Source organism: Dactylosporangium sp. CA-092794, assembly GCF_050948465.1.
GTDB lineage: Bacteria > Actinomycetota > Actinomycetes > Mycobacteriales > Micromonosporaceae > Dactylosporangium.
In genome coordinates, this window is sequence record NZ_CP192044.1 from 11241808 (window position 1) to 11262062 (window position 20255).

Sequence of the window (20255 nt, forward strand, 5' to 3'; positions counted from 1 at the left end):
GAAAGGCCCGACATGGACGAACACGACCCGTGGCAGCAGATCAACATCACCTACCCCGGCGCGACCAGCCAGGAACGCGAACAGCACGCCATCGCCCACCTCCGCCAGGTGCTGCCCGCCGCCGAAACCGCCGGTCTCATCACCACCTGGTGGTTCATCCGCAAAGGCCCCTGGCGCGTCCGCTACCTCCCCACCCAGCACCACCACAGCCACGACCTCGCCCGCCAGCTACTCACCGACCAGATGACCTGGACCAGCGACATCTACGAACCCGAGACCCACGCATTCGGTGGCCGCGACGCCATCGACACCGCACACACGCTGTTCCACCACGACAGCCGCCACCTCCTCACCTACCTCCACCAGCACCCCACCGACCGGCGGGAACACACAATCATCCTGTGCACCACACTGATGCGCGCCGCTGCCCTCGACCTCTACGAACAAGGCGACGTCTGGGCACGCGTCGCCAACCACCGCACCGAACACCTCAGCCACCCACCCGCCCCCGACCCCCACACCTGGGAAACGTTCACCGGCGACGTCCGCCGCCTCATGACCGGCACCGCCCGAGCCACCAGCGACTGGCACACCGCGTTCGCCACCGCCGGAACGAACCTGCGACACCTCCGGGAAACCGGCACCCTCACCCGCGGACTCCGCGCAGTGATCGCCCATCACGTCATCTTCCACTGGAACCGCATCGGGCTCCCCGCCCGAACCCAAGCCGCACTGGCCCAAGCAGCCAAAGAAGCCATCTTCGGCAGCACACCAGCGCCGCCGAGCCGACAATGACCACGTCCGGGAACCGGACACCCAGCGCCGAGCAGCCCTCGGGACAGACACGCCTCGTCCGTCGTTACGCAAGCGACGGCATCCCATCAACGCACCGCGCAGGAGCGAACGTGCACATCACCGTGCATCACATTGCGCTGACCGCCGCAGACCTCGGCCGCAGAGCCGCTTCTACGACGCGATGCTCGCCGCGCTCGGCTACCAACGCCACGGCGGTCTCGACAGCCCGCTGGTGTATGCCGGTGACGGCCCGGACGTGCTGGTCTACGCCGTTGAAGGCGCCGTAACCGCACCACACCGACATGGCCAGCCCGGGCTGCAGCACATCGCCCTCGAAGTCGACGAGCCCGCACTGGTCGACGCCGTGTTCCGCATCGTGGTTGACGCCGGCGGGACGATTGTGCACCAGCCGCAGTTCTACGACTACATGGACGGCTACTACGCCGTCTTCGTCGAGGACCCCGACGGCTCACGGCTCGAGGTCGTCCACATCCCAGCAGGTGCAGCATGACCGAACTTGCAGAACCGACCATGCCCGCCGCTGACCTCCGCGCACGCCTCGCCGACGCGTTGATAACGACCGGCTTCATCACCACGCCCGCGGTGGAGGCCGCCTTCCGTGCCGTCCCGCGGGAGGCGTTCACCCCGCCCGGCACCGACCTCATCGACGCCTACGCCAACAACATCGTGGTCACCAAACGCGGCCCGGACGGCAAGACCACCAGTTCCATCTCGGCGCCGTGGCTGCAGGCGTACATGCTGGAGACCGCCCGAATCCGGCCCGGCACACGGGTGCTGGAGATCGGCTCCGGCGGGTACAACGCCGCGTTGATCGCCGAGCTCGTCGGCCCCGAAGGGAGCGTGGTGAGCATCGACATCGACCCGCAGGTCGTCGCCCACGCCCGGGCCACGCTCGCCACGGCCGGGTACGAGCAGGGCCGCGTGGTGCATGCCGATGGCGAGTACGGCCATGCCAGCGGCGGCCCGTACGACGCGGTCCTCGTCACAGTCGAGGCCAGCGACATCGCACCCGCCTGGACCGAGCAGCTCGCCCCCGGCGGGGTCCTGGTTGCACCGGTACGGATGCGGGCCAACACCCGCTGCCTCACCCTCGAACGCGAGCGCGACCACCTGGTCGCGACCGCGTCCCTGCAGTGCGGATTCGTGCCGATGCAAGGCGACGGGCAGAACCCGACCCGCCGGGTGGCGTTGCGCGGCGAGGACGCCGTCCTCGTCCTGGACGACCCGACGACCGAGGTCGACATCGCTGCCCTCCGAGCGGCCCTCGACGGGCCGCGCAGCGAAGTGTGGTCGCCGGTCACCCTGCCGATGGACGCCTCGTTCGAGGCGCTGCACCTGTGGCTGGCCAGCCAGCCCCGCCCCTACGGCGTGCTCAACGTCGACCGGGAACGCACCGCCGGACTGCTCGACCCGCAGGACCGGTTCTTCTGCCCCACCCTGCTCACCCACGACAGCTTCGCCTACCTGACCATCCGCCGGCACGACGACGCGACATGGCAATGCGGCGCCCACGGCTTCGGCCCCGACGCCGCCACACTGACCAGCGACCTGATCGACCTCGTCGCTGCCTGGGACCGGCTGCACCGCACTGGGGTCCGCCCGGCCATCACCGTGTACCCCCATGGCGCCGCGCTGCCCGCCACCGAACAGCTCCGGCTGGTCGTGGCCCGCCGCCACACCCAGATCGTGATCACGTGGCCGGGTGACAGCCGATGACTACCTTGCTGATCATTCGCGGGAACTCCGGCAGCGGCAAGACCACGACGGCCCGGGAGATCCGCGCCCGCTACGGCCGCGGCTGCGCCCTGATTGAACTGGACCAGTTCAGACGGGTGGTCCTCCGGGAGCACGGCGGTCTCGGCGACGACGCGGTCGCGCCGGGGTTCATCGGCATGTCCGCGCGGTATCTGCTCGGCGCCGGCTATCACGTCGTCGTCGAAGGCATCCTGCCTACCCGTGGGTACGGCACCGTGCTACGGCAGCTGATCGCCGAGCACCCGGGCCCGAGCCACGTCTACTACCTCGACGTCGGTTTCGAGGAGACTCTGCGCCGCTACCGCACCCGGGCCGAGCCGATCCCGGTTACCGCCGACGAGATGCGCAGCTGGTACGTGCCGCACGATGTGCTGGGGGTGTCTGGGGAGCACGTCATCCCGGAGACTTCGACGCTGGAGCAGACCGTGGCCACGATCTCGGACACCAGCAGCCTGGCCGCCATGGCGCCGATGACGCCGTGCCCGACCCGGTGCCCGCGCTGCGCGCAGAAGCAGATCAATGGCGGCAACGCCGCGCCAGCCGCGGCCGGGCGGCACGAGGGGCTGGCATGCGAGGAGGCGCAGTGAGCGCGGTGCAGGGGATCACCGTGGCGGCGCTGGCGATCGTGCCCGGCTCGGACGGCACGGTTGTCTTCGTCCGCCAGCAGCGCGGTCCGTTCGCCGGATCCGCGCCCGAGTGGCCACCACCGCCGGCACGTCCCGACTGTTGATCACCGCCCGCAACTCCGCGATCTGGCCCTCGGTCAGCACCACACCAGCATCAACCATTCACCTACATAACGCAACCAGAATCACGTGACACTAGCACTTTCGTTCCGACAATTACGGCCGCTACACTGCTGCGCCTACGGAAGGTCATTGTTTCCGGCGGTCGGAACGTCCCGGATGCGAGGCTCAGGATGGCAGCGGAAAAGCACCTCACGAGTCGCGCGTTCGGTGATTACATCGGCGTCGTACGGCACATCATCGAGCCGCAATTGCTCGCCCTCAACCTCGGCGAGTCGCAGATCGCCGAACAGTCCATGCCGGAGTTGAAGGACTCGCTCGACCGAATCAACGCGGCGATCGAACACCCCGAGCAGTTCGGCGTGTGCGGGATAAAAGTGACGCGGAGCTGGGTACCGTGGTGTCGCGGTCGCCGGGCGAGGGGACCTTCACGGTCGGCGCCCTGCCGGTCCTGCTCCAGCGCAAGAAGGACATCCTCGACTGGATGCGCATCCTCGCCCCGCAGGAGCAGCTCGCCGACGCGCAGGAGGTCGTGGCGGAGAAGGTCAGCGACCCCGAGGTCCGGGAGCAGTTGAACGCCTTGCTCGAGAGCTTCGCAGACAAGCAGCGGACGCTCGCGGAGGAGTCGTAGAAGTCGAGCCAGTCCGCCCTCGACGCGGCCCTGATCGAGATAGAGGTGAAGGAGCGGAAGTGGCGCATGCGCCGTTCGCTCCTGGAACGTGAGCCGGTGGCGGCCCTGATCGGAGCCATCATTCTGGTCGCCATCGCGGTGGCGCTCATTGTCGGAATGTTCGCGAAGGTGGCCGTGCCGGAGGTGTTGGCAAACGCGTTTCTGGTCATTCTTGGCTTCTTCTTCGGGCAGCCGACCTCGGGCGGAAAAGCCGCCCCGGAAAACGGGCGGACCCGCGAGCCGGGAGCCGAGGGGTAACGGCCGGCTCGGGTGGGGCGCGGCCATCGGATTTTCGGGCGGATGTCTTCGGATGATCGGCCTTGGCATTCCGGGAACGGGGTTCCGTAGCCTGATGTGAATGCCGGTTCCACCGGGCATTCGTCGCCGATCATCTGAACGGAGCCGAGGGCCTTGGCAGCGGAAATGTGGCGGCAATTGCGGGTCGTGGCCGCAGAGCGGGGCTGGGACGACGTCGCGGCGGCGGCCGGGTGGCTGGCCGGTGACCCGGTGATGCACGCCCTGGTGCTGGCGGCCGCGAGGGTGGCCGAGCCGGGTGGGCTGGCGGCTCGGTGCAAAGCGGACGCCACGGCCGATCTTGCCGCGGGCGACCCGTCCTGGTGGGCCGAGAAACTCCTGATCGCGCTGCCGGCGGCGGTGCCGGAGGACGCGGCGCCGGAGCTGTTCGCCGAGGTGCGCCGGCGCTGGGCCGACCGTCCGCGGGGCTCATGCGTGGTGGTCACGGTCCTCGAGCCGGGCGACGCCGACGTGCGGCGCAACGACCGGACGCTGCGCCGGCTGCTCGGCGACACCACCACCGACCATCTGGTGTGGAGCCCGGACGGGCCGGCCGGACCGCTCGCCGAGCGCCTGGCCGCGGACGCCGAGCAGCTCGCCGGCTTCCTCACCGCCGAGCCCGACGAGCGGTTCCGCGAGTACCAGCGGCGGAATTTGATCGCGGCGCTCGACGAACGGATCGGCGCGACGCCCGAGGCCGGCGAGCGGGCGGCCGTCGCGCCCGCCGCTCCCGCTGCTGCCGCTCCCGTCGTCGGCCCGGCTCGGCTGCACACCCGGGCCCAGGCCTGGCTGCGCCGCACCGAGACCGAGCTGCTGGCCGGCATCGACGCCGTCGAGCAGCGGCTGAACCGCGAGACCACGGCGGGCACGCTCGATCGGGCCCGGCTGGAGGGGCGGACCATGGCCGCCTTCGAGGAGTGGCGGCGGCGGGCCGAGCGCGAGTTCCCCGACCGCTGGGCGGACCTGCTCGACGAGTTGTCCGCGCCGGGCGAGTCGCCGGCGCCGGTCCTTCCGCAGGCGCTGCCCCGGGCCGTACCGCCGCCTACCGCGCAACCCCGGGCCGGCGGCTCGGCCGGCCTCCGGGATGTGGCCGCGCCCGTCATCGCGAGCGCCGTCGCCGCGACCGCGCTCTCCGCCTTGACCAGCAAGCGCAACGCGGAGATCGGCGCGCTCGTGGCCGGGGCGGTCACCTTCGCCGTGCGGTGGATCCGCCGGGTGGACGCCCGGGACAACGCGGTCACCGCCGAGCGCATCGACGGGCGGCGGTACGTCGGCGAGGCCGCGGCCGCCGCGCGGCAGGCCGTGGGTGAGGTTCTGCGGGAGACCGTCGTCCCACGGGTGGACGCGCTGGTCGCGAGCCTCGCCGCCGATCCGCCGCCGCCACCAGCACCGGCACTGGCCGGCGATCGGGGAGCCGATCTGCTGCGTGCGGCGCGCCGCGCGCTCGCCGCGCCCGACCTCAGCAGCCGAGAGGAGCAGGAAGCATGAGCCTGCAGGATGAGATGGGCGCGGCCCGGCGGATAGCGCAGAGCGCCCGCGAGGCGATCGACGACCTGGCCGGGGTCGGCCGGGAGCTGGAGAACGAAGCGGCCGTCGAGCTGCTGACCGGCATCGGGGAGAAGCTCTCCGACGACACGTTCGCGCTGATGGCCCTGGGCCGCTTCAACGTCGGCAAGTCCACGCTGATCAACGCGCTGCTGGCCGGATCGCTCGACCTGGCCCGGCCCGATCAGGGCATCGTGCCGATCGGTGCCGAGGCGACCACGCCGACGCTGATCCTTCTGGAGTACTCGGACGACCCGTACGTCCGCGTGACGTGCGCGAATGGCGCGGAGCGAGACCAGACGCTCGACCAGTTCCGCACCGGCTACGTGCTCGACAGCAACGAGGCCCGCAACGCCGAGCAGTTCGGCGAGATCACCACCTGCCGCATCGGGCTGCCGGCCGAGCTGCTGCGCCAGCGCGTCGCCATCTACGACACCCCCGGCATGGCCGACAGCCTGGGCCGGGATGAGATCACCCGGGACGCGCTGCAACGCTGCGACGCGGCGATCGCCGTCTACCGGATGGGCGAGTACGGCCACTACGAGGTCGAGGCCGAGCACCTCGCGCGCGAGGAGGAGGTGCAGATCTTTACCGTCGTCAACAGCTTCGGCCAGCCGGTGACCGACGCCCGGCACCAGTCCGTGTGGAACAAGCTCGTCCTGCCGCGCACCGGCATCGAGTACGCCGGGCAGGACCTGGCCGGGCAACGGGTCTACTTCGTCGACGCGCAGGCCGCCCTGCTGGCCCGCGCCGCTGGCGCCCCGACCGGCGGCACCGGCCTCGACGAGCTGGAGCGCGACCTCGCCGACTTCCTGCTCACCGAGCGGCAGAGCCGGCACATCACCCGGTACGTGGCCGCCGCGGTGGCGCAGACCGAGGTCCTGGGACGGGCGACCGCGGTGGCCATTGAGATCGCCTCCCGGGAGACCCGGCCGGATCTCATCGAGCGGCTCGAAGCCCTGCGGCCCCGGCTGGCCGAGATCGCCCACCGCCGCGATCGCATCCCGCGTACCGTCATGCGCGCCCGGCGGGCGGCGATGTCCGCGGTCCGCACCGACTTCAGCCGCCTCATGTACGACATCGAACGGCGGCTGCCGGGCGTGCTGCGCACCGCGCCGCTGCCGTCCTGGCGCGAGTCCTTCGTGGGCAGCAAGTTCAACGCCATGCGCCAGCGGAAGCTGGTGGACGAGATGTCCGAGGTCGCCCGCAAGTTCGCGGCCGACGCGGTGCGCGACTGGCGGGAGACCGCGCGCGATCTGGTCGCCGAGCAGATCGACGAGCTGCTCGAGTCGGTGGCCGTCGAGCTGCAGGAGATCCAGGACGAGTACGCCGACGCGTTCGCGGCCCTGGCCGGCTGGAGTCCCGACCAGATCCGCGGCGACCAGGCGGTGCGCGGGGCGGAACGCTGGACCGCCGGACTGGTCGGGGCGCTCCTCGGCGGCGGACCGGTGGGCGCGATCGCCGCGGCCGGGGGCGGCAAGAAGGCGGTCGTCTACGGCCTCGCCGCGCAGATCGCCGCGTACGCCGGCCTCGCTCTGGCCGGCGCCACCGCGCCGGTGGTGCTTCCGGTTGTCGTCGCCGCGGGCATCGTGGCGGCCCTGGCCGGCGCGAACCTGACCCGCGACAAGCTGGTCGAGTCGTTCCTGGCCAAGGGCCTGCCCAGCCTCATGGAGGAGTTCCGCAAGCACGAGAAGGAGCTCACCGACGAGATCTCCCGTACCTTCGACCGGCTGAGCGACGAGCTGACCCGCAACGCTGCCGCGCTGGTCGCCGCCGAGGAGCGCAACTTCGACGCCGTGGCCGCGCAGAACGGCCAGTCCGACCAGGAGCGCGAGGCCGGGCTCAAGGCGCTGGCGGCACTCCGGGACCGCATCGACAACGCCCGCGTCACGCTGGAGTCGCTCGCCGCGGCGGCCGCCTACGGCCTGGGCGACGAGTCGTGACGGTGCTCGCGGCGAACCTGTCGGCGCATCGTCGCGCCACGCGGGACGCCCGCGCCGCGATCGACACGCTCGCCGGGGTGGCCCGCTACCTGGACGACGGCGAGGCGGCCCGGGCTCTCGGCGAGGCCGCGGACCGGCTCGCCGGCGATGCCTACGCGCTGATGGCGCTGGGCCGCTTCAACGCGGGCAAGTCCACGCTGATCAACGCGCTGCTGGCCGGGCACGTCGTGCCGGTCGGCGACGAGGCCACGACGCCGACGCTCATCCGGATCGAGTACGCCGAGAAGGCGTACGCCCGGATCGTGCGCGACGACGGGGACCGGGAGCTGACCCTCGAGCAGTTCCGGGCCGGCTACGCGCTGGACAGTCACGAGGGGACCAACGCCGCGCGCTTCGGCGGCGTGGTCGCCTGCCACGTCGGCGTGCCGGCCGAGCTGCTGCGGCAGCGCCTGGTCCTCTACGACACCCCGGGCACGGCCGAGACCCTGGACCGGGACGAGACCGCTCGGGCTGCCCTGCTGCGCTGCGACGCCGCTCTGGCCGTCTACAAGATTGGCGAGTACGGCTTCCGCGAGGTCGCTGTCGAACGCGCCGCGCGCGAGGCCGGGATCCAGATCTTCACGGTCGTGAACACCTTCGGCGCACCGGTCACCGAGGACCGCCGCGCCTCCGCCTGGAACCGGCTGGTGCTCCCGGCCACCGGCATCGAGTACCAGGGGCAGAGCCTCGCGGATGCCCACGTCCACTTCGTCGACGCCCGGTCCGGCGCCGGCCTCGACGATCTGGAGGCGGACCTCGCCGAGTTCCTGCTGACCGAACGGGACGAGCAGCATGTGCGCCGTTATCTGCGCCTCGCCCGGGGGACACGCGAGCGGCTGATCGTGACCTGTCGCGCCCGGGCGAGTGAGCACCGGGCGGCCGCCGATCGCGCGGAGCAGGATCTGCGGTCGCTCGAACAGGAACTCGAGCGGGTCCTCGCCGACCAGCACGGCGTCCTCGACGGCGTGCGCACCGCCGAGCGTGAGACCGCCGACGAGATCCGGCGCGACTTCCGGCGCGAGCTCGGCCTGGTGACCGCCGAGCTCCGGCAGCGGCTGCCGGTGGCGTCGCTGCCCAGCTGGCGGAGTGGCGGTTTCATCGCCCGGCGGGCCAACGCGCTGAACCGCGCCGCGCTCAGCCGGGAGATGGCCGAGGCGGCCGGGAGGTACGTCGCCGAGCGGTTCCGGGTGTGGAGCGAAGACATGGCGGAGGAGGTCAGGTTCCGGGCCGGCGAGGTCCCGGGGGTCGTTCCGCCGGCCGGCCTCGACCGCCACGTCGCTCTGCGCGGACTGCCGCTAATCGGTGCCGTCCTGCGGTGGGATCTTTCCCTGATCCCGGCCGTGTACGCGACCCTGGCGGTGACGATCATCCTGTCGATGGACGCCACGGTGACCAAGGGCGACCTGGCCAAGTGGTACCTCGGCGAGCCCTGGGACGAGCTGCGCGAGCGCCTCGCCGAGTACGAGCGGCACCTGCTGCGCTATGCGACCGCGGTCTTCGAGGCCTGCGGCGGAGCGGCCCGCGAGCGGGCCGACGCGACGATCGCAGAGACGCGCGCCCGGATCGAGGACGAGGCCCGGGAGCTGACCGTCCGCCTGGACCTCCACCGCGCCGAGGTGACCCGGCTCGACCACCTGGCCTCTGACCTCGACCGGGCCGCGGGGGCACTGACCGTCGCGGCCCGCGAGGCCACGGCCGACGAGGCGGCGAGCGCGGCATGACGAGCGGCCTGCTCGCCGACGCCGCCGACCTGCTCCGGGCCGTACGCCGGCAGGCCGGGCCGCTTTGGGACCGTCCGCTCACCGAGCTCGAGCGGCGCACCCGCCGGCCGTTGCAGGTCGCCATCGGCGGCCCGGTCAGCGCCGGCAAGTCGACCCTGATCAACGCGCTGCTGGGCCGCTGCGTCGCGCCCGTGCGGGCGCGGGAGACGGCCCAGGTCACCACGGTCTACCGGCAGGCGCCGCCGGGCTCGCCGACCCGGGCCTGGCAGATCACCACCTCGGGGCGGCACCGGGTGCCGCTCACCGCCGACGGCCGGATCCCGGTGCTGCCGATCGCGCCCGAGCTGCTGCGCATCGAGGCCGAGGTGGACGCCGAATCGCTCACCGGCCTCGACCTGGTCGACACGCCCGGCCTCTACTCGGCCGACGCGGCCGGTCCCAGCGAGCGAGGCCGGCGGTCGCTGCTCGGGCGCGACGGCGAGGTGACCGTCTACCTGCTGGCCGAGGCGCCGAAGGGGAAGAACGCCGACACGATCGCCCTGCTGCGCTCGCGGCTGCCCGAGTCGATCCGGTCGCGCGGCCTGATCGCCGTGCGCAGCAAGGCCGACCAGCACGGCGGCCCGCTGGCCGGCGCCGCCGCCATGATCGCGGACACCCGCGCCAAGCTCGACGGGATCGAGGTCGTGGCGGTCAGCGCGCTGCTTGGCCAGGCCGCGGCCGCCGGATCGCTCGGCCTGGACGACCGCTCGCTGGAGCTGATCGAGAAGCTCGCGGCGGCGCCCGAACCCGCGGAGCCGGACGCCATCCGGATCCGGCGGATGACCGGTGCCACCCGGGACGAGGCCGACCGTCTGATCGATGTGCTCGGAGCGTACGGCGTCGGGGTCGCCGCCGAACGTGTCGCGGCCGGCCGGGACCGGGCCGGGACGCTGAAGGACCTGCGCGTGCGTAGCGGCGTGCCGCGACTGGTCGAGACGATGCGTGCCCGGTGGCTCGGCCACGCCGACCTGATCAAGGCCGTACGTCTGCTGACCGATCTTGTCGAGGTGGTGACCGACCCGGCCTTCGGCTCGCCGCCCGGCGTGCGCGCGTCACTGGCCGCCGAGGCGGAGCGCCTGCTGGGCCGGCCCGTCCTGCACGAGCTGCACGAGTGGCAGGCCGCGGACGGGCTGCGCGCCGCCGGACGGCCCGGCGGGCTCGGCCCGGTCTCCCGCCGCGACGCCGTCCGCCTGCTCACCGGCCCGACGCCGGCCGCGCGCCTCGGCCTGGCCGCGGACGCCGCCAATGCCGACCTGTACGACCGCATCGCCGCCGAACAGCGACGGTGGGCCGCGATCGCCGCCCGGCGGCAGGCGCTCGGAGATGCCGAGGCCGACGCCGTCGACGCGGTGCGGCGAACCCTCGCCGGCCTGCTGCACGACCTGAGCCTCGCCGGCCCGCTGCACGCCCCGAGCCTCGCCGGCCCGCTGCACGACCTCACCGAGGAGGAGACCCATGCCGGACCAGCCTGACCTGGACGGTCTGACCGCCCGCACCGAGGAACTCCTCGACGGGCTGGCCACGCTGGCGACCGATCCGCCCACCCCCGAGCAGATCGCCCGGCTGCGGGCCGGCCTCGCCCGCGCCGAGCGGACGCTGGTCGTCGTGGGCGAGCGCAATCGAGGTAAGAGCTCGCTGGTGAACGCCCTGGTGGGCGCCGAGCTCCTGCCAGTGGACGCGATCGCCGCGACCGCCGCGACCATCTTCGTCCGGCACGGCTCGCGGCCCGCCCAGGCGACCGTGCTGACCGAGGACGGCGTCGATTTCCAGGAGGTACGCGACCTGAGCGCCTGGGCGACGACGGCGCGAACCGGCGCCGGGCAGGTCGCGCGGATCGACGTCTGGTGCGACAGCCCGCTGCTCTCCGGCGGGGTCGTGCTCGTGGACACCCCCGGCGTCGGCGGGCTCGACGAGAACCACCGCGACCGCACGATGACGGCGCTGCGGCAGGCCGATGCGGTGCTGCTGGTCCTGGATGCGCACCAGCCGGTGAGCGACTCGGAGATCGTCTTCCTGAAGGAGGCCGCCGACCTGGCCGGCGCGATCCTCTTCGCCTTCAACAAGATCGACGACCGGTCCGAGGCCGACTGGACCGACGTCCTGGCCGGCAACCAGGGACTGATCGAGACGTGCGATCCCCGGTACGCGGGCGCCCGGATCCACCCGGTCAGCGCGCGGCTCGCGCTGGAGTCCGCATCGGCCGATGGGGAGCTCGGCGCCGAGTTGCTCGAGGAGAGCCGGATCGACGACCTGCGGCAGGTCGTGCGGGACACCCTGCTTCGCGACGGCGACCTGCTCCGGCTCGCCTCCACGACCGGATTCTGTACGGCGTTGCTCAAGCGCCTGCGGGCTGAGTCCCCACCGCCCTCGGCCGGCTCGGCGGAGGGGAGCAGGCGCCTGCGGGACGTCGAGGCGGCGCGCGCCAAGGACGCCGCGTGGCGGGTGGCGTTCAACGACGACCGCGACCGGCTGGCGAAGGACGTTCGCCGGGTCGGCCGGAAGCAGCTGGAGAAGCGCCTCCAGCGGGTGAGCGCGGCCGCGGACCGGCGGTTGCCCGCGGGCGAGCTGGCGGAGCGCGCGGCCGAGGAGCTGGAGGCGCTCGTCGCGGTGCTCGGGCGGCGGGCCGAGGACGGGCTGCGCGACCTGCGGGCCGGCGTGGTGACCGCGCTGCGGCTCGAGGATCTGGTCGACGTGGTGGCCGATTTCGCGACGCCGCGGGTTGGCTCGGTGCGGGCGAATCCGGCCACCGAGGACGTGTGGAAGCTCGCCGAGATGGGCGTGTCGGCCACCGAGATGATGGCGGCCCTGGGTGGGGTGACCCTCCGGAAGGTGCTGAAGTCCCTGAGCGGGAAGGCGGCCACGAAGGTTGGGCTCGCCGCGGTGCCGGGGATCGCGGGAGCTGGCGCGGCCGCGGCGGCTCCGGGCGCCGCGGCCGCCGCGCCGATGGCGGGCGCTGCCGCTGTGCCGGTCGCAGGGGCTGCTGCTGCCGTGCCCGTGGCGGGTGCGGGTGCCGCGGTCGCTGCGCCGGTGGCGGGAGTGGGTGCCGGTGCCGCGGTTGCCGCGCCGGTCGCGGGTGCTGCTGCCGCCGCCCCGGCGGCCGGTGCCGTTGTCGCCGCGCCCGCGGCCGGGGCCGCGGAGGTCGTGGTCGGGACCGGCGTGGCCACCGCCGCTACGGTGCTGACCGTGGCAGCCGTGACCATCGCGGTGGCGGCCGTGAGCTATGCGATCTACCGCGAGTTCGTGAAGCTGAAGGCGGCCGCGGTCGTGGACGAGACCGCCGCGCGCGGGGACGAGCTCACCCGCCGTACGGTCGACGATCTGCTCGCCTTCGCCGACCAGTTGGAGAAGGTCGTCGACGCCCGCCTGCGCCGCCGAGCCGAGAGCTTCGCCGCGAGCGAGGAGGAGCAGAACGCCGCCGCCGACCGCCGCCGGCAGCTCGACGACTGGGACGAGCGGTGCCGCGTGCTGCGTGCGGACATCGCCACCCGGCTTCCCGGCTGACCTTGACTGGCGTCTGGTGCGTCGACCTCGGCGGCCTTTTCACGAAGGCCGCGGCGGCCGGCGGTATCGTGCCGATCGAGGGCGGGCTGCCCGACCGGCCGCACCTGCTGCCCCCGGTGATGACGGCGGACGGAATGATCCGGCCCCGGGACCACCTGGGCGCCGGGCCGACCGCGGATGGTGCGTGCATCGTGGCCGGGCCGGAGGGACCGGTTCTGCGGTCGGCGCCGGGGCTGTGTGCCGTGCTGCTGGGCCGCGCGCACGATGCCTTGCGCGCCCGGTACGGCGGGCGGCCCGACCGGTTCGTGCTCACGCATCCGGGGCGCTGGCGACCGGGTTCGCCCCGGCTGGACGCCCTTCGCGAGGCGGCTCGGATCGCCGGCCTGCCTCCGGTCGACCTCCTCGCCGGGCCGCTCGCGATGCTGCCGGTCGGCGCGGCCCGGGGTGTCCACCTCGTCTGCGATCTCGGGGCCACTGGGGAGATCGCCGTGGTCCGCCGGGGCGTGAGCGGCCGGGCCGAGGTGCTGGCCGCGTGGTCCGATGGGTACGCGGGCGGCGACGCGCTCGACCGGGTGCTTCACCGGCAGGTGGTCGATCGGCTCCGGGCCACCGATCCCGACGTCGCGGCCCGGTATGCGCGGGCCGATGAACTGCCGCTGGTCGATCTTCGCTGGGACCCGCACCGGCGCCGGTTGGCCGAGGCAGTCACCGCCGCCCGCGAGCACCTGACCTCGGCGGCACAGGCGGAGGTGCTCGTCACTTGGCCCGGCGGCGACCGCACGATAGCCATCGGCAGGAATGATTTCGCCAAAGCCGCCGCGCCGCTCGTCGAACGCACGACTCGCGCCTGCCGGGCCCTACTCGAGCACGTTGGCGTGCCGATCGCGGACGTGCGCTCGGTGGTGACCGGCGGCGGCGCGTCCGCCACCCCGGCGACACAGGATGCATTGGCCAAGCTCGGCCCACCGCTCGTCGAGTCCGTCAGCGAGTCGCGGCCCGGCGGCGAGGCTGGGTCTGGCGGCGGGCCCAAGTCTGGCGGCAGGCCTGGGTCTGGCGGCGGGTCGTGGCCTTGCGGCGACCCGCAGCTTGCTGTCGTGCTTGGCGGGGCGGCTCAGCCGGTTGGCGCGGCGGCTGGTTCGGCGCGCGCGGCCCGCAACCACGGGGCTGTTTGGGAACCCGCCGGCGTCTGTCCGCTGCCGGCCGTGGTGCGTGACCTCGCCGTCGCGGCCGGCGGCAGGGTTGTCGCCGTTACCGACGCCGCGCCGGTCTGGTGTGATTTTGCCGAGCGGCCGGTGGTCGTGCGGTCCGGGCGGGCTGACGAGGCCGGCCTACTCGCCCTCAGCCCCGACCGGCGCGCGGTGGTCACGGGGCCGGTCGCGGGGCGGCTTCGCGCCTGGAACGGCCACGGCGACCGGCTCGCGCTGATCGCCTGCGGCGCGGGGGACGGGGAGATCACCGCGGTCGCGCTGGCCGCCGACGGGTCCGTTCTCGTGGTTCGCGCCGAGGGGGCCCTGGAACGCTGGCGGTCGGGCGTCCGGCGCTGGCGGATCCCGGCCGAAACGCACGCCCTGGTGGTGACCGGGCCGGACGGCGGGGCGCTGGTGGGCGGACCGGGCGGCCTTCGGCAGATCGACGGCGACGGTGCGCCCGTCCGGCGGCTCGATCCGCGCCCCGTGACCGCGCTGGCCGGAGGACCGTCGCGCGTTGTCATCGCGTACGGCGACGAGGTTGTGGTCTTGGATCTTGAAGTTGTCCGCTGGACCCGCCGGACCGACCACCCGGTGACGGCGGTGGCGATCGACCCCGGTGGCGCGATCATCGCTGGGGTCGACGGCACGACCGTGCGACTGTGGAACGGCGACGGGGACCGGGCCGGTGAGGTGACCCTGCCGGAACCCGTCACCGGCCTCGCCTTGGCGGGTGACGAGCTCTACGCGGGCCAGGCCGCGGCGGTCGTGCGTTACCGGCGGTCAGGGTAGGCGGAGGGTGCCGGTGGCGCTGACCACCGCGCGACCGGCGAGGACCGGAGCTTCGCCGCCGGATCCTGGTCACGGAAGGTCACCACGAGCCCGTAGAACGGTCCCCGGGAACGGGGATTGACCTGCTGCTGCTCCTCGCGCCACTTCGCGATCTGCCTGATGTCGGCGAACGTCCGCTTCCACTCGGCTGGCGGCTCCTGGCCCAGGCGATCCGACTCCGCCTTCGCCACAAGCGTCCGGGCGCTGATGAGGTACAGGACGACGTCCCGATCCTTGCTGTGCGTCTGCCACTCGGCCCACGCGGCCGCGGGCGCCGCCACGGTGCCGCCGGCGAGGTCCGGCACCTTGCGCAGCCGCACACGAACGGCCCGTACCACACCGTGATGGTGCCGACGATCTCGGTCTTCGCGGTGCTGGTGACGTCCTCAATGCTTGCACCCCGGAGCTGGCGTATCAGGGTCGTCTTGCCGGAGGCCCGCGCGCCCAGCACCGAGACGCTGACGCCCGTGGTTATCGCCCGCAGGCTGACCAATCCGATCAGCCACACCACGAGCAGGATCACGAGAGGCACAAACGCCACAGTAGACACCCGCGTCGCGAGTTCGACCTCCGCTGATGCGGCACAACTTCAGGTCCTCCGGCGCTGGATTTCCGGCAGTGTTTGTGTGCTGTGCCGGTCGGAACGCGCTCGGGGCCGTCGCGGGTCAGGACTCGCCGTCGGCCTGGATCTGCTGGCGGACCAGGTCGATCAGCGCCTCGATGTCCTGCTCCGACAGGCCCAGCGGGACGAGCAGCTTGCGGAGCTCCGCGAGCGCCTCGGCGTCCGGCGCGGCGTCTGGATGGACCGGTAGGCCCACCAGGCTTCTGGCAGCCTGCTCGGCCTCGTTCCTCTTCAGGCGATTCAGCCGGCGTTCCTGCAGGTATTCGCTCAGGCGGGTGGAGGTGAGGGTCACCAGGATCGGCAGGATCGACTGGCTGACGATCAGCTCGAACAGCTCCGCCGCCAGTGCCTGGCCGGGCCGGCCGGTGGCGTGGGTGGCGATCCTGGCGGCCAGTTCCCGGCGGACCACCGCGGTGGCTCCGGCAAGATCCTCGTCTGTCAACGTCACCATGACGCGCAGCCTATGCGGCGGCCGGTCCGGACCAGACCAGCCGTTCGGGCTCGATCGCTCGCTTCGTCAGCCAAAGCCGTACCGCACAGCCCTCGGCGGGCAGCTCGCCGAGGTCGGTGAGCGCCCCACAGGCACTGCGCGCCACCGCACAGCCCACCCGCGCATACGGGCAGGAGAACGAGCTCTCGGCGATCACCGCGTGCTGAAACGAGCGTCCGATGGTGCGCGACACGACCTCCTGCAGGAACGCGGGCATCGCATGCTCGGCGTGGGCCCGCATCGCGTCGGGCAGACTCACCTGAGCCGGCAGGTCGCGCCACGGCTGCGGATCGGTGGCCAGCCAGGCGTACGCGCTGAGCGTCTGCTCGAACGGGAACAGGACCACCTGCCGGCTCGACATCACCCCCTGCAGAATCTTCATTCCGTTGGGTGTCAGATGGAGCACCGGAACGAGCTGGAGCCAGCATTGCATCAGCGGCTCGTTGAGGATGGTGATCGCGGGCGAGCGATGCCGCTCGACCATGAGGCGGAACCGGTACGCGTCGCCGGCGCTGCGCCGCGCCCGCTTCAGGTACGCCAGCTTCCCCAGCCAGGCCTCCGACGTTTCCTGCCAGGTCGGCCAGTCGCACGCCTCGGCCACCAGGTCGAAGATCACGCGGTACAGGTCGTCGGTGTCGCCGCCAGCCGGCATGTCCGGGAATCCGCCCGCCCGCCGGATCGCGGTCAGCGCCGCGACGAACCGCAGGCCCGGCAGGAAGTCCGCCAGCTCGTTGCGGCCCGACTCGATGCGGCTCTCGATGAGCTCGATGGGCGGCAGATGGCAGGCGATGTCGGCGAGGAACATGCAGGCCAGGTCCGCCAGCCCGGACGGCGCCTGAGCGTCGCGGGGCCAGGGCGGCTGCTCGCCGGTCCCCATCGTTCCCAGCACCGCGGTGAAGACCTCCAACGCGTTGCTGTATGGCGGGCCGAGGTGCGCGGGCAGGGCCCCGATGTGCTCGCCCACCTCCTCCAGGTAGTCGAGGTCCTCCTCGGTCTGGCACCGGTGCCGCAGCGCGCGGGCGGCGTGCGCCGCGGCCAGGCCCTCCATCAGCACCGCACCGGACAGCTCGCACGGCTCGCGATCGGGTGTGCCGAACCGGACCAGCACCGTCTCGGACAGCAGCCGCTCGGCCAGCTCCTCACGGGCCAGGATGCTGTCCAGCAGTCGCACGCCGGCCGGGTCGAGACGGGAACGCATTCCGGTCAGCGGCAACCGCAGGGCGGGACCGCCGCGCCACCGGTCGAGCGCGCCGATCAGGAGGCCGAGCGACTCGTCGAGCTGACAGTCCCGCTCGACGGCGACGCCCAGGTACAGATCTTGAAGGAGGTGCGCGGTCTCGTGCAGCAGCGTGACCCCGCGCGCGGTACCGGGTATGCCCTCGTCACGGCCGACGCCACCGGTGATGATCCACGTCTCGTACGGCACGCCGGACATACCCTCGGAGTAGAAGCAGCCCGTCTTGTACGAGCCGACGTCACCGGAGCGCAGCGTGCGAACGCCGACGTGCTCGGCGGTGATGGTTCGGTCATTCACCCTCCTGTCCTCCCTGGGTGTCCCTGGCCCTCCCGCGCCGCCCCGCGCGACCTCCCGCCGACCTCTTCTGATCGACGCCCTTGATTCTGGCCGAACCGGGGGCACATGTCACCAGCCGTTCGACGCCGGAGGGGCCCGGTGCGCGTTGGTGATTACGCGACCTGTTCCCGCGACACCGGCCCCTCGGCCGCCAGCGCCGCCAGAACGAGCGCAGGTACGCCGCAACCGAGTCCGCGGCGGAGCCGGTGGTCGCGCTCAGCCGGCGGTTCGGGGACCGGACGTGGGCGGCGGAGAGCTGCGCCGGGATCGGTCGGCACGTCGCGCAGCGTCTGGTAGCCGATGGCGAGACCGTCATCGACGTGCCCGCCAAGTTGTCGGCACGGGTACGGGTGTTCGACACCGGGCAGGGCCGCAAGACGGACCCGGTCGACGCGCACAGCGTTGCGGTGGCCGGCCTGTGCAGCCCAGGACTGCGCCGCGTCCAGGCCGACGACACGGCGGTGGTGCTGCGGCTGCCGGTCGACCGCCGCGACGAGCTGGGCCGGGCCCGCACCGAGACCGTCAGCCGGACCCACCACCTGCTGCTCGAACTCGCGCCCGGCGGGGCGAAGAAGTTCCTGACCCGTGGCCAGGCCAGCTATCTGCTACGCACCGCCCCGGAGCCGGTCGGCATCGTAGCGCTAACCCGTCACCAGCTCGCCCGCGAGCTCATCGACGAGCTCACCACGATCGATGCGAAGATCCGGGCGGCGGACAAGCAACTGCGGGAGTTCGTCACCGCGGCCGGCAGCCGTCTCACCGACCTCAACGGCATCGGCCCGTCCGGCGCGGTCCGGCTGCTCGGCGACGTCGGTGACATCGACCGGTTCCCTACCGCCGCGCACTTCGCGTCCTGGAACGGCACCGCCCCCATTGAGGCGTCCTCCGGCGACCAACGCCGCCACCGGCTGTCCCGGGCCGGGAACCGGCGCATCAACCGCGTCCTGCACATCATGGCCATCGTTCAACTCCGCCACGACACCCCTGGCCGGTCCTACTACCGCCACCGGCTAGCCGAGGGCAAGACCACCATTGAAGCGCTCCGCGCGCTCAAACGTCACCTGTTCGACGTGGTCTACAAACGCATGATCCGCTACGCCAGACAAGCCCGAGCTGGGGCGGCGGGCCCGGCAGGACAACCGGGAGCGACTCTGCAATCCAGCGCGGCCAGCCCAATCCCGACATCTGGCACTAAGGACAAGCCACAAACCGAACCCGCCACCAACCAGCCCAGAACATTCTGATCCGAACCCCTTGGCCTAGAGGGGAGCCAGATCCGGAAGCTGAGCGGCGTCGAGTAGCGGTGTTGCCGTTGCGGGGCGCTCGCATCAGCCGGCGAGCCGGTGATCTGGCTATCCGCCGAAGCCCGAGGGGACCGGACTCGGTCGTGGGCGCAAAGGGCCTGGCTCAGTGCCTTGAGTGTTCCGCTGGCGCGATGAGCCGACCGCCTTGCTCGGCGGGTTCTCTGCGGCCCGGTGCCGGTACCGGCAACCCCGAACGTCGCAAGATCGCCGGGGCACCGTCGGAAACGATCTTCCTGTCGAGGTCTGAAATCCGGCCGAGGTCAGAAGCCCGGACAACCCTGCTGAACAGCGGTTCGACCGCCCGCGTCGCCGTCCAAGATCCAGACCAGTCGGCACAGACCAGCACGCACCGGCACGGGCCGGTCTGGACCCTTCCGAAACAGCCGATCACTTTTGGAACACATCAGGTCCACAGTGGACGAACGACGAGAGGCGGATGATCTACGTTTCCGCAGGTCAACCGGCTCTTGATATTGCGCGCCCGAAGGGACTCGAACCCCTAACCTTCTGATCCGTAGTCAGATGCTCTATCCGTTGAGCTACAGGCGCAGAGACTGGCCCCGAACGTGCCGCTACGTGCTGTTAGGTGCTCTGTGGCCGACCTAATGTATCGGTTGGTCTACCGTTGTCCAGCAGGGAGTCACCAACGCGGATGGTGACCTACCGGAGTGTGAGCACGGCCGTGCCGCATCTGCGGTTGCCGGGACATTCGCTGCGCGGCATACGCCTGGCCAGGCGTTCCACGGCCGGACGTCGGGGTTATCCACAGGTTGTGATTGATGCTGGTGCGCTCCCCCAGGCCGGCACCATGCTGAACATGGATGGCGACCGACTGGAGGGTCCGATGGCATCAGAGCCAGCGCTCGAACGCCTGGCCAACCGATACCGGCGGGCATCGTCGCTGTCGCCCGCGCAGGTCACCACTCCGCGCGGCCGGCAGCGGCTGCCGGAACGGTCGTTGCACGTCTGGATCCCGGCGGTCGCGGGGGGCCGCTGATGATCGGCTCGACGGTCGGGGCGCTCGGCGTCATGGCCGCGGACGGGCTGATGGTAGCCGCGGGTTTGCGCCCGCCGCCGGGTTGGTTCGGCGGCAGCTACTGGTGCCGGGCAGTGCTGGTCGTGGCCGGGATCGGCGGGCAGGCCGCGGCGCCCTAAACGGACGTTGTTTCGCATCACGAC

General features: G+C 72.2%; 20 protein-coding genes and 1 tRNA gene. 16 read left to right on the forward strand and 5 right to left on the reverse strand.

Translation table 11 applies throughout. The features are described 5' to 3' along the window. Positions 1 to 12: 12 nt before the first annotated feature. From ACQPXD_RS48540 to ACQPXD_RS48560, 5 genes are all read left to right on the forward strand, one after another. Positions 13 to 795 (forward strand): thiopeptide-type bacteriocin biosynthesis protein, encoded by a 783-nt coding sequence (locus ACQPXD_RS48540; protein WP_432830669.1) that lies wholly within the window; start codon positions 13 to 15, stop codon positions 793 to 795. 181 nt (positions 796 to 976) lie between these two features. Next, on the forward strand, positions 977 to 1306 hold the full coding sequence (locus ACQPXD_RS48545; RefSeq protein ID WP_432830671.1) for a VOC family protein: 330 nt from the start codon (positions 977 to 979) through the stop codon (positions 1304 to 1306). Then, complete coding sequence (gene fxlM / locus ACQPXD_RS48550) at positions 1303 to 2532, forward strand: methyltransferase, FxLD system (RefSeq protein WP_432830673.1); 1230 nt, start codon at positions 1303 to 1305, stop codon at positions 2530 to 2532. Before ACQPXD_RS48545 ends, fxlM begins: the two co-directional genes overlap by 4 nt. After that, entirely contained in the window at positions 2529 to 3158 is a 630-nt protein-coding gene (locus ACQPXD_RS48555; RefSeq protein ID WP_432830675.1) for an AAA family ATPase, read from the forward strand. The genes fxlM and ACQPXD_RS48555 overlap by 4 nt, the downstream gene beginning before the upstream one ends. After that, positions 3155 to 3301: a hypothetical protein gene (locus ACQPXD_RS48560; protein ID WP_432830677.1), complete on the forward strand. Its 147-nt coding sequence runs from the start codon at positions 3155 to 3157 to the stop codon at positions 3299 to 3301. Before ACQPXD_RS48555 ends, ACQPXD_RS48560 begins: the two co-directional genes overlap by 4 nt. A 135-nt stretch (positions 3302 to 3436) precedes the next feature. Here ACQPXD_RS48560 and ACQPXD_RS48565 read toward each other — a convergent pair whose 3' ends face one another. Further along, positions 3437 to 3664 carry a hypothetical protein gene (locus ACQPXD_RS48565; protein WP_432830679.1) on the reverse strand — a complete coding sequence of 76 codons (228 nt, stop codon included), beginning with the start codon at positions 3662 to 3664 and terminating at the stop codon, positions 3437 to 3439. Positions 3665 to 3681: 17 nt separating this feature from the next. Here ACQPXD_RS48565 and ACQPXD_RS48570 point away from each other — a divergent pair, with 17 nt between their 5' ends. The 8 genes from ACQPXD_RS48570 to ACQPXD_RS48605 all read left to right on the forward strand — a co-directional run bounded on the left by ACQPXD_RS48570 (position 3682) and on the right by ACQPXD_RS48605 (position 15048). Further along, positions 3682 to 3948 carry a hypothetical protein gene (locus tag ACQPXD_RS48570; RefSeq protein WP_432830681.1) on the forward strand — a complete coding sequence of 89 codons (267 nt, stop codon included), beginning with the start codon at positions 3682 to 3684 and terminating at the stop codon, positions 3946 to 3948. A gap of 45 nt (positions 3949 to 3993) precedes the next feature. After that, positions 3994 to 4245: a hypothetical protein gene (locus ACQPXD_RS48575; protein WP_432830683.1), complete on the forward strand. Its 252-nt coding sequence runs from the start codon at positions 3994 to 3996 to the stop codon at positions 4243 to 4245. Between the two features lie 186 nt (positions 4246 to 4431). Next, entirely contained in the window at positions 4432 to 5769 is a 1338-nt protein-coding gene (locus ACQPXD_RS48580; RefSeq protein WP_432830685.1) for a hypothetical protein, read from the forward strand. Continuing rightward, positions 5766 to 7769: a dynamin family protein gene (locus ACQPXD_RS48585; protein WP_432830687.1), complete on the forward strand. Its 2004-nt coding sequence runs from the start codon at positions 5766 to 5768 to the stop codon at positions 7767 to 7769. The genes ACQPXD_RS48580 and ACQPXD_RS48585 overlap by 4 nt, the downstream gene beginning before the upstream one ends. Then, on the forward strand, positions 7766 to 9529 hold the full coding sequence (locus ACQPXD_RS48590) for a dynamin family protein (RefSeq protein ID WP_432830689.1): 1764 nt from the start codon (positions 7766 to 7768) through the stop codon (positions 9527 to 9529). Before ACQPXD_RS48585 ends, ACQPXD_RS48590 begins: the two co-directional genes overlap by 4 nt. After that, the gene (locus ACQPXD_RS48595; RefSeq protein ID WP_432830691.1) at positions 9526 to 11040 is read left to right on the forward strand and encodes a GTPase; all 1515 of its coding nucleotides are present in this window, start codon (positions 9526 to 9528) and stop codon (positions 11038 to 11040) included. Before ACQPXD_RS48590 ends, ACQPXD_RS48595 begins: the two co-directional genes overlap by 4 nt. After that, positions 11024 to 13069: a dynamin family protein gene (locus ACQPXD_RS48600; protein WP_432830693.1), complete on the forward strand. Its 2046-nt coding sequence runs from the start codon at positions 11024 to 11026 to the stop codon at positions 13067 to 13069. Before ACQPXD_RS48595 ends, ACQPXD_RS48600 begins: the two co-directional genes overlap by 17 nt. Positions 13070 to 13071: 2 nt before the next feature. Then, positions 13072 to 15048, forward strand: a complete 1977-nt coding sequence (locus ACQPXD_RS48605; protein WP_432830695.1) for an Hsp70 family protein — start codon at positions 13072 to 13074, stop codon at positions 15046 to 15048. Here the strand turns inward: ACQPXD_RS48605 and ACQPXD_RS48610 are convergent. The 3 genes from ACQPXD_RS48610 to ACQPXD_RS48620 all read right to left on the reverse strand — a co-directional run bounded on the left by ACQPXD_RS48610 (position 15030) and on the right by ACQPXD_RS48620 (position 17733). Next, positions 15030 to 15425, reverse strand: coding sequence for a hypothetical protein (locus ACQPXD_RS48610; RefSeq protein ID WP_432830697.1), 396 nt, complete (start codon positions 15423 to 15425; stop codon positions 15030 to 15032). The genes ACQPXD_RS48605 and ACQPXD_RS48610 overlap by 19 nt on opposite strands. Positions 15426 to 15752: 327 nt before the next feature. Beyond that, a complete protein-coding gene (locus ACQPXD_RS48615; RefSeq protein WP_432830699.1) occupies positions 15753 to 16160 on the reverse strand; it encodes a hypothetical protein in 408 nt (135 codons plus the stop codon). Positions 16161 to 16170: 10 nt separating this feature from the next. Then, positions 16171 to 17733 carry a hypothetical protein gene (locus ACQPXD_RS48620; RefSeq protein WP_432830701.1) on the reverse strand — a complete coding sequence of 521 codons (1563 nt, stop codon included), beginning with the start codon at positions 17731 to 17733 and terminating at the stop codon, positions 16171 to 16173. A 245-nt stretch (positions 17734 to 17978) separates the two neighbouring features. Between ACQPXD_RS48620 and ACQPXD_RS48625 the strand changes: the two genes are divergently transcribed. Further along, positions 17979 to 19016, forward strand: coding sequence for an IS110 family transposase (locus ACQPXD_RS48625; RefSeq protein ID WP_432830703.1), 1038 nt, complete (start codon positions 17979 to 17981; stop codon positions 19014 to 19016). 536 nt (positions 19017 to 19552) lie between these two features. On the opposite strand, the gene ACQPXD_RS48630 is transcribed toward ACQPXD_RS48625, so the two are convergent. Then, positions 19553 to 19625, reverse strand: a tRNA-Arg gene (locus tag ACQPXD_RS48630). Positions 19626 to 19920: 295 nt separating this feature from the next. Here ACQPXD_RS48630 and ACQPXD_RS48635 point away from each other — a divergent pair. After that, a complete protein-coding gene (locus ACQPXD_RS48635; RefSeq protein WP_432830705.1) occupies positions 19921 to 20073 on the forward strand; it encodes a hypothetical protein in 153 nt (50 codons plus the stop codon). Continuing rightward, complete coding sequence (locus ACQPXD_RS48640; protein WP_432830707.1) at positions 20073 to 20231, forward strand: hypothetical protein; 159 nt, start codon at positions 20073 to 20075, stop codon at positions 20229 to 20231. Before ACQPXD_RS48635 ends, ACQPXD_RS48640 begins: the two co-directional genes overlap by 1 nt. Positions 20232 to 20255: the final 24 nt, after the last annotated feature.